We start from the raw sequence: 14,013 nt of genomic DNA on the forward strand, positions 1-14,013 counted from the left end.
GGACTTTCACCACCTAGCGAATTACCATGCACGGCACACAACAACTAGCGCCTTAAAGAAGTTACTTTAAGGCGCTAGGTTTTCTGACTTTACGGATAGCTAGTACTACTGCAAATTCTCCAAACTCTTTTTCAAGGTTTCTATTTTAGCGATGGCATCGGCCTCCTTTTTGCGTTCAATGGAAATAACCTTTTCCGGTGCATTATTTACAAACCTTTCATTGGAAAGTTTCTTTTGCACGGAAACTAAAAATCCTTCGGTATATTTTAGCTCATCCTGAAGCTTAACAATTTCTGCCTCTACATCTATGGCACCAGCAATGGGAATAAAGTACTCGTTAGACTTTACCCTAAAGGAAAGTGCCCCATCTATAGGCGCTTCTACATAGGAGATCTGGGATAGGTTGGTAAGCTTCCCAATGACCACATCCCAATCCTTGGATATATTTCCTTCGTTTAACACGGAAAGCTCCAATGTTTCCTTCATCGGAATGTTTTTCTCCTTCCTAATGGTCCTAATTCCAGACACCACTTCGGAGGCAAAATTAAACCCGGAAACCAAGGCTTCATCTACAGGCTTAACTTTTGGCCACTGTGCTACTACAAGGGCTTCTTCCGGGCTACGCTTGGTGATATGCTGCCAAACCTCTTCCGTGAGGAAAGGCATAAATGGGTGCAACAATTTAAGGTTCCCTTCAAATATCTGAATCACCTGATCGTAGGTGGTTCGGTCTATCGGTTGCTGGTAGGCAGGTTTAATAATCTCCAATAACCAAGAACTATAATCGTCCCAAATTAATTTATAGGTAGCCATAAGGGCATCCGAGATTCGGTATTTACTAAAGTAATCTTCAATCTCTTCCAATGCCTTATTAAACTTGGCGGTATACCAGGCAATTCCTAATTTAGAAGCTTCCGGCTGTGGTAAATCGGCCACTTCCCACCCCTTTAACAATCGGAAGCCATTCCATATTTTATTGGCAAAGTTTTTTCCTTGCTGACAAAGAGCCTCATCGAACATTAGGTCGTTCCCCGCTGCGGAGCTCAGTAGAAGTCCCACCCGAACACCATCGGCCCCATAATTTTCAATTAACTGCAGGGCATCTGGGGAATTCCCCAAGGATTTAGACATTTTTCGTCGCTGCTTATCACGCACCAAACCGGTAAGATATACGTTTTGGAACGGCTTTTCATCGCGGTATTCATAACCAGAAATAATCATCCTAGCTACCCAAAAGAATAAAATATCGGGTCCGGTTACCAGGTCATTGGTAGGATAATAATAGTTTACCTCCTCATTATCGGGTTCCAAAATACCATTAAACACACTTATGGGCCATATCCATGAGGAGAACCAGGTATCCAAAGCATCCTGATCTTGCCTTAGGCTTTCTAAGGTTAAATTGGAATTTCCGGATTTCTCCCTTGCTAGTTCCAAGGCCTGTTCCTTACTTTCTGCTACCACAAAATCTTCCTGTCCATCCCCAAAATAGTAGGCCGGAATCTGCTGTCCCCACCACAACTGCCTCGAGATATTCCAATCTCGGATGTTCTCCATCCAATGGCGGTAGGTGTTTTCAAATTTTTTGGGGAATAGTTTCACTTCCTCATCTTCCAATACCGCTTTAATGGCGGGCTTGGCAAGATCTTCCATACGCAAGAACCACTGATCGGACAATCTGGGCTCTATCACCGCTTTAGTCCTTTCCGAGGTTCCTACCTTATTTAAGTGGTTTTCTGTTTTTACCAAAAAACCCTTCTCCTCCAATTCTTTGGTGATGGCCTTGCGTACCACAAAACGGTCCTGCCCTTCATAGTGCAGTCCATAACTATTTAAGGTAGCATCTTCATTAAAGATATCTATGGTTTCTAGCCCATGCCTATCCCCAAGATCTTTATCATTAACATCATGTGCTGGGGTTACTTTTAGACAACCAGTTCCAAACTCAACATCCACGTATTCGTCCTCAATTATTGGGATTACCCTATTGCAGATAGGCACTATAGCCTTTTTCCCCTTTAAGTGCGAATAGCGTTCGTCATTGGGATTAATACAAATAGCAGTATCCCCAAGAATGGTTTCTGGCCTAGTGGTGGCAATAGTCAAAGTTTCGTCCGAATCGGCTATCTTATATGATAGGTAGTACAACAACCCCTGTCTTTCCTCATAAATCACCTCTTCATCGGACAAAGTAGTTTTAGCTTCAGGATCCCAATTTACCATTCGGTATCCCCTATAGATTAAGCCTTTGTTATATAAATCCACAAAAACCTTGATCACGGAAGCAGACATATTGTCATCCATGGTGAATGCGGTTCGGTCCCAATCACAGGAACAACCCAGCTTCTTCAATTGCTCTAGGATTACTCCTCCGTATTCATGTGTCCAATCCCATGCGTGCTTTAAAAACTCCTCCCTACTAAGGTCTTTCTTCTCAATGCCCTGCTCCTTCAGTTTGGCCACTACCTTGGCCTCGGTTGCAATAGAGGCGTGATCCGTTCCAGGCACCCAACAGGCGTTCTTTCCCATTAAACGGGCCCTACGGATTAAAACATCCTGTATGGTATTGTTAAGCATATGGCCCATATGAAGGACTCCGGTAACATTTGGAGGCGGAATAACTATGGTATAAGGCTCTCTATCATCTGGCTTAGACTGGAAATAATTATGCTTGATCCAATAGTCATACCACTGACTCTCTACGGTCTGCGGCTCGTATTTTGAAGGAATTTCCATTTTTTGGAACAGTTTTTGCAGCCCTTACAGGGCGATTACTAAAATGATTACTTTTACAAAGTTACTTGAGGTAGTCCTACGGTTTTTTTTTGCCGTGTTAGAAATACGAAACAAAAATAAGTAACGTTATTACATAACAAAAGAATTTCGGAAGGTTCATTAAAAACATTTATTTTTGAAATTCACCCAAAACTTGAAATGATGAAAAAAATAGTACTAGTTTTATTTATTGGTCTATTAGGATTTGGCCTAACCGCTCAAGAGAACGGAGCTAAAATTAAATTTAAAACGGACATCGTGGACTACGGAGAAATTTCCAAGGGTAGTGATGGCCTAAGAGTATTTGAGTTTACCAATACCGGGAACGCTCCCTTGATTATCAGCAAGGTAAGTTCTACCTGCGGATGTACCATCCCTAAAAAACCAGAAGCTCCAATCTTACCCGGAAAAACCGGTGAGATACAGGTAAAATACGACACCAACAGAGTAGGCCCTATTAGAAAGGCCATTACGGTTATCTCTAATGCTTCTACCCCAACGGTAGTCTTAAAATTAAAAGGGAACGTGCTTGCCGAACAAGGCAAATAAACACAACGCTCTTCTTTAAAGTAAAACTTGTTCCGCGGATACTTTTTGCCCCTGGAACAAGTTTTTTTATTTAAACATCTTTTTAAGCACATAGGAGACTATTACATCGCTCCCCAAACGATCTACCTGTACTTTTATCTTTTTACCCTCTTTCGCATTGAGCATGCTCAGGATTTCCTGTAATTCATAATCATGGACTTTCTTTCCATTGACGGCTAAAATAACATCCCCTTTTCGCAATCCGGCTTCTTGCCCTGGGCTCCCAGCCCGAATCCCAGACACAATAATCTCTGGCACGATGCTTATCCGTGATCTATCTTCAAATAATATCTGAACGGTTCCAAAGGAATCGCCCTTCTCCTCTACCACCCCTTTAGCATTGGTTATACGCTCGGAAATGTAGCGCACCCCATTATGCTGTAGGTCTATACCGCTCAGGTTAAAATTAAAAGGATCGTTAAACATAGCATTTTTTCGCAGGCTTATGGTACCCGCGCCATAATTGTAGACCGCAGTAAATCGTTTTAAGATTTCACCGCCTAGGCTTCCATTACGCCCTCCAAAACTGGTAATAGAACTAAAATATTCCATATCGGGAAAGGCAGTCTTAGCTCCCTTGAGATGGAAATCACCCAAGGACAACCCTTCTATTTTTGTTCGCTTCCCGTACACACTCCCGCTTAGGCCCTGACCTAAGAAATCTTCATAATGATTGGGGGGCACATGCAAACCTCTTTGCTCATTTTGAAACAACCAAAGCGCATCCGAACTTCCAGAATCTATTAATAGTTTTACAGGGATATTTTGTTGATCACCCATAGCGACCGTGCCTTCCACATACGCTTTGTTTTTCACGATATGTATAGGCAAGGTCTGTGTTTTGGCATTTTTCTTTTGCTTGTAATGTTTGGGGTTATGGAGCTTAATCACCTGGGATACATAGTTTATAGACACTACAAAATCCCGAAATAAATCATACCCTATAATACCATGTACCACCACCCCTAACCTTGGGGAGAAATTAAGCTCCCTATCCATTACCACATACAACATTTGCTGATGGTTTCTGGCATTGCCTATTTTAAAGGTGTTGTTGGAGGAGCGCAAGGCTTTAATAGGTTCTCCATCCCCAAGTCCCCTTATACTAACCTCGGTAACGTCGTTTATTTGAATAGAATCTTGATCTGAGATGTTGAAAAGTATAGGCGTGTTTACCCCCGAATCCAAAATAAAGGACAACTTGGCCCCATTGACATCCACCGGGATGAGAATTAGGTTGTTCACCAGTTTAAATTGAACCTTTTCATATTTTTTGCCATGGGGCAAGATATATTGTTGGGCATTTATCAAAACAGGCAAACAAAAGAGCAGTAAACAGGTATGTTTAAAAAATGCTATCATGCCTTTATATTATTTAGCCATCTTCTTAAATTTACGAACTTATCAGTAGTTTTCCGCGATATTTAACAGTTTTATAGGTGCTATTCTGCCTAACAAATACCATTTGAAACCTAATACGCGGCCCTATTTTTATGGTTGAGCAAAGAGGCATATACCATTCACATTTTCTTCCTAATGTAGTAGCACGATTAAAAACAGTAGAGCCCTAGCAAACATAACCTCTTAGCACAGGGCAGATTAAAGGGCAGATCCAAGAAGCGGTCACCCAATTAAAATTTAATAATTCTGTTGTTTTCTCCGACCCTATTTCTCATTTTTGTGCTAAACAATAATATCTATGCCCTCAATTTCGAAGAAAGGTCAGTTGATGCCAGAATCCCCCATCAGAAAATTGGTGCCCTATGCCGAAGCAGCAAAGGAAAGGGGAGTGGAAGTAATTCACCTCAACATTGGACAACCAGACATAAAAACGCCCCAAGTAGCTTTAGACGCGGTAAGAAACCACAATTTGGATGTGTTGGCCTATAGCCGCACGGAAGGATCGGAGGAGTACCGACAAAAAATAGCTGCCTATTATGCAAAAAACGAAATTGAAGTTACCTCATCACAGATTATAGTGACCACTGGAGGATCTGAAGCCTTATCCTTTGCAATGAATACCATTGCGGATACAGGTGACGAGATTATAATCCCTGAGCCTTTTTATGCCAACTACAATGGCTTCGCAACTATTTCTGGTATTAAGGTAGTACCAGTGGCTTCCCAAATAGAGGACAATTTTGCCCTCCCTCCCATTGAGGAATTTGAGAAATTGATAGGACCGCGTACCCGCGCCATCCTCATATGCAATCCAGGGAATCCTACCGGTTACCTATACACTAGGGAAGAGATAAAAAAATTGGCAACAATTGTAAAGAAACACGGTCTTTTTTTGGTGGCAGATGAAGTTTACCGAGAATTCACCTATGATGGACGGGAGCATTATTCCATTCTACAGGAAGAAGGCTTGGACGAACATGCCATCTTGGTAGATTCGGTTTCTAAACGATACAGCATGTGTGGAGCTAGGATAGGTAGTCTAGTCTCTAGAAACAAGGAAGTGATTCAAACCGCTTTAAAATTTGCGCAAGCGCGATTATCCCCTCCTACTTTTGCTCAGATAGCCAGCGAGGCCGCCTTGGAAACTCCGAAGAGTTATTTTGAGGAGGTAAAGAAAGAGTACGTTTCTAGACGCGACCTATTGATCTCCGAATTAAAAAAGATTGAAGGAATAAAAGTAGGGGAGCCCCACGGTGCCTTTTATTGTATTGCGGAATTGCCCATTGCAAATGCAGACAATTTTGCTCAGTGGCTTTTAGAAAGTTTTTCAATTGATGGAGAAACAGTAATGATTGCCCCAGCGGCAGGGTTTTATGCCACTGAAGGTTTAGGTCTTAACCAAGTAAGGATTGCCTATGTCCTAGAAAAGGAAGAGTTGAGAAGGGCCGTTCACATTTTGGACAAGGCTTTAAAAGTGTATAAAGACTAATGATCATTCAAGAAAACGTTTCCTTAAAAAAACACAACACTTTCGGGATAGACGCGAAAGCAAAATATTTTTGCGAGATAAAGTCGGTCGCAGACCTAAAAGAGGCATTATCATTAAAAGGCTATCCCAGTATATTTATATTGGGCGGAGGCAGCAATATCCTGATTACAAAAGACCTGGACCATTTGGTGCTCCACATCAACATAAAAGGCATAGAAACGGTCTGGGAAAATGAAGATCATATTTGCCTAGAAATAAACGCTGGGGAAAATTGGCATAACCTAGTATTATGGACCTTGGAAAGAGATTATGGCGGTTTGGAAAATCTCTCCCTGATCCCTGGAAACTCTGGCACCGCCCCCATTCAAAATATAGGGGCCTATGGTGTGGAGCTTAAGGACACCTTTGTAAGTTGCCAGGCTATGGAAATTGCCACCCAAGAAATACATCAATTTAACAAGGACGACTGTAAGTTTGGGTATAGGGAATCCTATTTTAAAAATGAAGGCAAGGGTAAGTATATCATCACCTCCATACAACTTAAACTCACCAAGAAAAACCACCGCAAGCAAACGGATTACGGAGCTATTGCATCGGAATTAAAAAAGCAAGGCATCACCGCGCCTAGCATACAAGATATCTCCAAGACCGTAATCGCCATCAGGCAGAGCAAACTTCCAGATCCTGCAACACTGCCTAACAGCGGGAGTTTCTTTAAGAATCCGATCGTCAGCAAAAAAGACTTCCAAGCCTTTATAAGCAACCATCCAGAAGCCCCCTTTTACAAAGTATCCGACACCGAATTCAAGATTCCGGCTGGCTGGTTAATAGAACAAAGTGGGTTCAAGGGAAAAAGGTACGGGGATGCCGGAATCCACAAGCATCAGGCCTTGGTATTAGTAAACCATGGAAAGGCCACGGGCCAAGAAATTATTGCCATGGCAGAGCATATAATGGATACCGTCTACAACAACTTTAAGATCATTATCACCCCTGAGGTGAACATCATAAAATAACCCCTGCTTTTACAAACAGGGGTTACACCAAACCAAACTAACCAAATTAAATGCACAGTTACCAGCTGTACATTTGTCAATTAATATTTTATAAACGCTAACCATAACAATCAATTTTATAATTTAGCGTTACCCTATATACGGGAAAAACGTTGACTTGGATGTTTTGCACATCCTTTTATTAAACCCACCCTACCTATGAGCGTCTTACTGGAAAAACATATTGTAGAGCTTCTTTTGGAAAGGGATGACAAAGCCATGTCTTTGCTGTACGAACACTATGGGGACACTTTGCTTGGTGTGGCCTTCAAGGTGGTTAGGAATGAAGCACTGGCAGAGGACGTTTTACAGGAAAGTTTTTTGAAAATATGGAGGAATTCTGATTCCTATGATCCCAGTAAGGCCAAATTATTTACTTGGCTATTTAGAATTACCCGTAATACGGCCATTGATAAATTAAGAAGTGTAAATACCAAATCCGACAAGGAAATCCAAATAGACGTTTCGGACGTATATAGATTAGGAACTGAGGGAATTAACCCGGAATTAATGGATATTCAGGACAATTTGGAGAAGATAGAGGAGAAGTATCAAATTGTATTGGATGCCCTATTTTTCCAAGGAATGACCCAACAGGAAGCAAGTGATGAATTGAACATACCTCTTGGCACTATTAAATCCAGATTAAAAATTGGATTACGGGAGTTGAAGAAAATATATGGATCTGTTCTTTTATTTGCTAGCCTATTAAATTTTTGGTAAATCAGATAAACCAGAGGTAGCGCTGCTATAATTGCGGCTACCAAGCGGGAAACACTGTAAAGTACAAAGCAATGAATGAGAAGATAAAAAACTTTTTAAACTCGGACCTTTTGGAGCAATACCTACTGGGTACCACCTCCAATGAGGAAACACTACAGGTAGAACGCTATATAGCCATGTATCCTGAGGTGAGAGAAACGTATATAGAACTTCAGGAGAATTTGGAAGTTTACGCCAAACTACACGCTATTAAAACTCCCGATGGTCTAAAGGATAAAATTCTAAACCAGATCAAATCTGAGAAGACGGGGCGTAAAAAGTTCTTTAGGTATGCCATTGCAGCCAGTTTTGCCGCTTTAATCTTCGCTGGCGCCTCCTATATCTTCTGGAATCAGAATCAGAATTTACAGGCAGAGAACATTATTGTGAACAACAAAATTGAATCTCTGGAAGAGAATATGCGCATGCAACTAGAGGATGTGCGCAATCAGTTCATTGTGCTTCACAATCCAAAGACCAAAAAGCTTACCGTTAAAGGCAATAGTAAAGCCAAGGAATTAAAAGCCGTTGCCTATATTAATCCGGTAAAAAAATTATCTTATATCAACGTGAGCAAGCTACCTAACTTACCAGAAAACCAATGTTACCAAATGTGGGCAGAGGTTAACGGAGAAATGATAAACCTAGGTATTATTAAGGAAGCGACGGATAGTGAAAAATTAATGGCTCTCCCCTATGGAGAAGATGCCGTGGGATATATCACCATAGAAGCTGAGGGCGGTACCACCTCCCCTACCGTAGAAAACATTGTAGCCAATATCCGCTACTAAATTCAATACCCAAAACTAATCTTAAACCTTGATTGGGAAGCTCAATAATTTCATATCTTTGCATAAACATAACGCAAGGATATGAAATTATTACTTTTAACCATAGGCTTGTTGGCACTAGCCTTTGCCGGTATCGCATTAAAAATATGGTCTAAAAAAGATGGCAAATTCGCAGGAACATGTGCGAGTCAAAGCCCATTTTTAAATAAAGAAGGGGAGGCTTGTGGTTTTTGTGGAAAACTACCCACGGAACAAGAGTGCCAGAAAGACAGCAATGCTGCATAGCAACTTTTTCCCAACACCCATTTACCCCATATTTTGGATAAAAATAAAGACGAATCTCTCAATTCTCTTATTGACAAAGCGAAGCTAGGCAACCAGATGGCGTTTAGCGCATTGCTAAATCACTTTTGGAACGACGTATATGGTTTTCAACTGATACGCACCAAAAACGAAAATGATGCCGAGGATATCACCATTCAGACCTTTTCCAAGGCTTTTGACAGGATACATACCTATGACAGCGCTTATAAGTTTAAGACTTGGCTGATTACCATTTCCAAAAATTTACACGTAGACCTTATCCGAAACAGGAAAAGAAGTGTGTTGCAAGCGAGTGATAACGGAAACAATGAAGCGGTAAAGAAAGTATTGGACGACACCCCTTCCATTGAAGACAGCCTAATCACCGAACAAAATTTAGCTGCCCTACTGGGCTACATAAAAATGCTAAAACCCCACTACCAAGAGGTTATTAACCTAAGGTATTTTCAGGAACTTGCCTATGCTGAAATAGCCGAAAGATTGGGAGAGCCCATCAACAATGTTAAAGTAAAGCTTTTAAGAGCAAAAAAGCTTTTGGCAGAAATCATAAAAAACCAGAAATAAGGAGCGGCTACTTTACCTACAAACAGTCTTTTATACCTCCTTCATTTCGTATATTTGCAACAAAGCATTTTAGGATATAATGAGCACAGAAACTTTAGATAGCGTAATCCCTCCAAAGGGCAAACCGAAATGGCTACGAGTAAAGCTACCCACAGGAAAAAAATACACCCAGTTAAGGGGATTGGTAGACAAATATAACTTGAACACTATTTGCACCTCTGGTAGCTGTCCCAATATGGGAGAATGCTGGGGAGAGGGTACGGCCACTTTTATGATATTGGGGAATATATGCACCCGATCCTGTGGATTTTGCGGTGTTAAAACCGGGAGGCCAGAGGATGTTGATTGGGAAGAACCAGAAAAAGTAGCCAGATCCATAAAAATCATGGGCATTAAACACGCCGTAATCACTTCCGTAGATCGGGACGATATAAAGGATATGGGCTCCATCATCTGGGCAGAAACGGTAAAGGCCATTAGAAGAATGAACCCTTCTACTACCCTAGAAACTCTTATTCCGGATTTCCAGGGTATAGAAACCCATATGGACCGTATACTAGCCGTTGCCCCGGAAGTAATCTCCCACAATATGGAAACCGTAAAAAGGTTGACTCGGGAGGTTCGTATCCAGGCAAAATACGAACGCAGTTTAGGAGTACTTTCCTATCTTAAGAAAAATGGTGCCCACCGAACCAAATCGGGCATCATGTTGGGACTGGGTGAAATGGAGGATGAAGTGATCACCACTTTGAAAGACCTCAGGGCAGCAGAGGTAGATGTGGTTACCATTGGACAGTATTTACAGCCTTCCAAAAGGCATTTACCGGTTAAGGAATATATTCTGCCAGAGCAATTTAAGAAATATGAAGAAATAGGTCTGGAGTTAGGGTTTAGACACGTAGAAAGTGGCGCTCTGGTCCGATCTTCCTATAAGGCACACAAACATATTCTGTAGGCAGATAGAGCACTACACATTTTAATGGATGCAACCCCAGCCTTCAGCGGATAAAATGGCTACCAATTTATATGAAACAGATAACTATAGGCATAAACGGTTTCGGCAGAATTGGTCGGACACTTTTTAGGCTTCTTGCCCAGCAGCCCCACCTAAAAGTGGTTGCAATTAACGATTTGGCCGATGCAGCCACCTTGGCCCATTTATTAAAATACGACAGTATTCACGGAGTATCCCCTTTGGGAATTTCACACGGGGAGAACTGTATCATAGTAGAGGGGGAAAAAATAGCTCTGTTAAACCACAGTTCACCAGAAGGAATCCCCTGGTCTAACCATGGGGTAGACTTGGTGGTGGAATCAACAGGCAAGTTTAAGGACACGCTTAGCCTACAGCACCATTTAAGGTACGGTGCCAAAAAGGTTGTTTTGGCCGTACCCCCATCGGACGAAGAAATAAAAATGATCGTTTTCGGTATCAATCACGAAACCTTAACCCCAGAAGACCATATTATTTCCAATGCCTCCTGTACTACCAATAACGCGGCTCCGATGATAAAGGTAATTCAGGACCTCTGTGGGATAGAACAAGCATATATCACAACCGTTCATTCGTATACCTCGGACCAGAGTTTGCACGACCAACCCCATAAAGACCTACGAAGGGCAAGAGCTGCTTCCCAGAGCATTGTACCTACTACTACGGGAGCAGCAAAGGCCCTTACCAAAATATTTCCCGAACTTTCCGAGGTGATAGGCGGCTGTGGAATTAGGGTCCCCGTTCCCAACGGATCCTTGACCGATATCACTTTTAATGTTAAAAGAGAGACTAGTATTCAGGAAATTAATGATGCCTTTTTGAATATTTCGCAAAAGTCATTTAAAAATATCTTATATTATACCGAAGATCCTATAGTTTCTATTGATATAAACAATAGTTCTTACTCTTGTACGTTTGATTCTTTGATGACTTCCGTTATTGGAAGAATGGTCAAGATTATTGGATGGTATGATAATGAAACCGGTTACAGTGCTAGAATAGTGGATTTAATTAATTATCTAAAAGATAAGAAATACATTTGAGAGTCTTTTTATCACATAAAAAAATATTGAAACTCCCCCTATATTGCGTCTTAGCAATGCTACTGCTATGGAGTTCTTTATACTCTCAAGAAAAATCGGCCCCCGCCACGGATGTTGAAGTGCTTTTTGAAAATTCCAGGACTTTTCGGAATCAAAATAAGATAGATATTGCCTTGGAATACCTCAATGCTGCCATGGATATTGCAGCCAAGCAAAAAGACCATAGGACTCTTATAGATTGCTATCACCAGTTTGCCATTATTTATCTAAAAATGGAAAGGGACGATACGGCGGAGTTCTACTGGAATAGGGCCGAATCCCTTTTAAAGAATACCGCATACCCCTATGGTAATGCCGTACAAAAATATATAGAAGCCATTCTCGCCTTTCATGAGGGAAAAAATTTCTTAGCCATTTCCATGTTAAGCGAGGCTAAGCAAATAAACAACGACCGTAATTTACTAAACAACATATTATTTATAGAGGGCACTATCTTTTTAAAGCTGGATAAATTGGCCAGTGCTGAAAAGAATTTCAATTCGCTCTTGGTTAACACGGACATCTACGAACAAGCCTATCTGGCAACCAATGCTCACCTAAAATTAGCGGAACTACATTTATCGACCTCGGATATGGAGGGTGCTATTGCAGATGCTGATGCCGCCCTAAAACTAGCAGAAGCCAACGGGTTTTTCACCAAGGAATTAAGAGCTAACGAGATATTAACCCAAGCTAGCGCCGCCCTTGGGCGCTACGAAGACGCCTTGGCCTATAACCAACAGATACTTAGGATTAAAGATTCTATATTTAAGGTAGACAAGGTCCTAATTGAAACAAAAACGGCCGATAAGATCCAGACCGATTTCATGAAGGATGAGATTACCAGACAAGAAAGTAAGATAACTGCCTTAAGCCAGTCTAAAAACAGGTCTGAGATTACCGCTATTTTAACTTCCGCCTTTCTGACCGTAATATCCATCTTAGCAATTTCCCTTTACAGGAACAATCAGATTAAGCTTCGTACCAACGACCTACTACAGGCCAAGAACGAAGAACTAAAAGCAGCCCGGGATGCCGCGGTATTGGCAATGGAGGCTAAGACCAACTTTCTCTCCACGGTTAGCCACGAGCTAAGAACACCCCTCTACGCTGTAACAGGACTAACCCACTTATTACTAGATGAAAACCCCAGCGACGAGCAAAAGGAGCATTTAACCTCTCTAAAGTTTTCTGGCGACTACCTGTTAAACTTTATCAATGACATTCTCCAGATCAATAAAATTGATGCAGAAAAGATGGAGGCATTACAAATTAATTTCAACCTCAAAAAAATTCTGTCGGAGGTGATTAACTCCCTGCAACAAAGTGCCAAGGCCAATAAAACGAAAATCACCCTGAATTATGACGATTCCATTCCCCCCATGTTATTGGGAGACCCCTTAAAGCTATCTCAGATTTTCATCAATCTTATTGGTAATGGTATTAAATTTACCAAAAACGGAGAAGTAACCGTGATTGTTGCGATGACTAAAAGGGAGAATGAAACGGTACATCTTTATTTTGAAGTTAAAGATACCGGTATTGGTATTGCCCCAGAGCAGCAACAGCACATCTTTGATAGTTTTGAACAGGGTTCCATCCAAATCAACAGAGAGTATGGCGGCACCGGATTGGGACTGGCCATTGTTAAAAGTCTTTTAGGCCTTTTAGGTTCGGATATTCAGTTAAAAAGTGAGTTAGGCAAGGGTAGCTCCTTCTTCTTCGATCTAGAATTTAAAAGCACGGATCAGCTTACGGAAGAATACACACCCGAACAAACTACCGAAGAATATGACTTTAGCGGACTTCACCTATTGATAGTTGAGGATAACAAAATTAACCAGGTGATTACCAAGAAGATGTTACTCAAAAAGGATATGACCTGTGACATCGCCAATAATGGTCTCGAAGCTGTTGCAATGGCAAGAGAAACTCCTTACGATGCAATCCTAATGGACATCCACATGCCCGGGATTAGCGGGGAAGAAGCCACCATTGCAATTAGAAAGTTTAACAGTACAATACCCATTATAGCCCTTACCGCTATTTCCTTGGACGATAGTTTGGAAAGTTTTTTCGCTGCTGGAATTAACGGAGTAGTAACCAAACCATTTAAGCCCGAAATGTTTTACCAGAAAATAGGGAAACACATCTTTGAGGCAAAGAAGTCTAAAACAGAGGTTTAGAG

12 protein-coding genes are annotated in these 14,013 nt (G+C 41.3%); 10 read left to right on the plus strand and 2 right to left on the minus strand.

Translation table 11 applies throughout. The annotated features are described in order from the left end of the window. Window positions 1–105: 105 nt before the first annotated feature. Window positions 106–2,736: a valine--tRNA ligase gene (locus tag BV214_RS13245; RefSeq protein WP_086477989.1), complete on the minus strand. Its 2,631-nt coding sequence runs from the start codon at window positions 2,734–2,736 to the stop codon at window positions 106–108. A 198-nt stretch (window positions 2,737–2,934) separates the two neighbouring features. Here BV214_RS13245 and BV214_RS13250 point away from each other — a divergent pair, with 198 nt between their 5' ends. Further along, window positions 2,935–3,324 carry a DUF1573 domain-containing protein gene (locus BV214_RS13250; RefSeq protein ID WP_394334942.1) on the plus strand — a complete coding sequence of 130 codons (390 nt, stop codon included), beginning with the start codon at window positions 2,935–2,937 and terminating at the stop codon, window positions 3,322–3,324. 66 nt (window positions 3,325–3,390) lie between these two features. Here BV214_RS13250 and BV214_RS13255 read toward each other — a convergent pair whose 3' ends face one another. Continuing rightward, entirely contained in the window at window positions 3,391–4,725 is a 1,335-nt protein-coding gene (locus BV214_RS13255) for an aspartyl protease family protein (protein WP_086477991.1), read from the minus strand. A 337-nt stretch (window positions 4,726–5,062) separates the two neighbouring features. On the opposite strand from BV214_RS13255, the gene BV214_RS13260 reads away from it, so the two are divergent. From BV214_RS13260 to BV214_RS13300, 9 genes are all read left to right on the plus strand, one after another. Beyond that, a complete protein-coding gene (locus tag BV214_RS13260; RefSeq protein WP_086477992.1) occupies window positions 5,063–6,253 on the plus strand; it encodes a pyridoxal phosphate-dependent aminotransferase in 1,191 nt (396 codons plus the stop codon). After that, a complete protein-coding gene (gene murB, locus BV214_RS13265; RefSeq protein ID WP_086477993.1) occupies window positions 6,253–7,269 on the plus strand; it encodes a UDP-N-acetylmuramate dehydrogenase in 1,017 nt (338 codons plus the stop codon). Before BV214_RS13260 ends, murB begins: the two co-directional genes overlap by 1 nt. A gap of 198 nt (window positions 7,270–7,467) precedes the next feature. Then, window positions 7,468–8,031: an RNA polymerase sigma factor gene (locus BV214_RS13270; protein ID WP_086477994.1), complete on the plus strand. Its 564-nt coding sequence runs from the start codon at window positions 7,468–7,470 to the stop codon at window positions 8,029–8,031. A gap of 71 nt (window positions 8,032–8,102) precedes the next feature. After that, the gene (locus tag BV214_RS13275) at window positions 8,103–8,861 is read left to right on the plus strand and encodes an anti-sigma factor (protein ID WP_086477995.1); all 759 of its coding nucleotides are present in this window, start codon (window positions 8,103–8,105) and stop codon (window positions 8,859–8,861) included. 81 nt (window positions 8,862–8,942) lie between these two features. After that, window positions 8,943–9,146, plus strand: a complete 204-nt coding sequence (locus BV214_RS13280; RefSeq protein ID WP_086477996.1) for a membrane or secreted protein — start codon at window positions 8,943–8,945, stop codon at window positions 9,144–9,146. 33 nt (window positions 9,147–9,179) lie between these two features. Further along, complete coding sequence (locus BV214_RS13285; RefSeq protein WP_245806800.1) at window positions 9,180–9,749, plus strand: RNA polymerase sigma factor; 570 nt, start codon at window positions 9,180–9,182, stop codon at window positions 9,747–9,749. Between the two features lie 79 nt (window positions 9,750–9,828). Then, complete coding sequence (gene lipA / locus BV214_RS13290; protein ID WP_086477997.1) at window positions 9,829–10,704, plus strand: lipoyl synthase; 876 nt, start codon at window positions 9,829–9,831, stop codon at window positions 10,702–10,704. 71 nt (window positions 10,705–10,775) lie between these two features. Then, the gene (gene gap, locus BV214_RS13295) at window positions 10,776–11,786 is read left to right on the plus strand and encodes a type I glyceraldehyde-3-phosphate dehydrogenase (RefSeq protein WP_086477998.1); all 1,011 of its coding nucleotides are present in this window, start codon (window positions 10,776–10,778) and stop codon (window positions 11,784–11,786) included. A gap of 26 nt (window positions 11,787–11,812) precedes the next feature. Continuing rightward, the gene (locus BV214_RS13300) at window positions 11,813–14,011 is read left to right on the plus strand and encodes a tetratricopeptide repeat-containing hybrid sensor histidine kinase/response regulator (RefSeq protein ID WP_245806801.1); all 2,199 of its coding nucleotides are present in this window, start codon (window positions 11,813–11,815) and stop codon (window positions 14,009–14,011) included. The last annotated feature ends 2 nt before the right edge of the window (window positions 14,012–14,013 follow it).

This window comes from Arenibacter amylolyticus (genome assembly GCF_002150785.1).
In the GTDB taxonomy this organism is placed as follows: Bacteria; Bacteroidota; Bacteroidia; order Flavobacteriales; family Flavobacteriaceae; genus Arenibacter; species Arenibacter amylolyticus.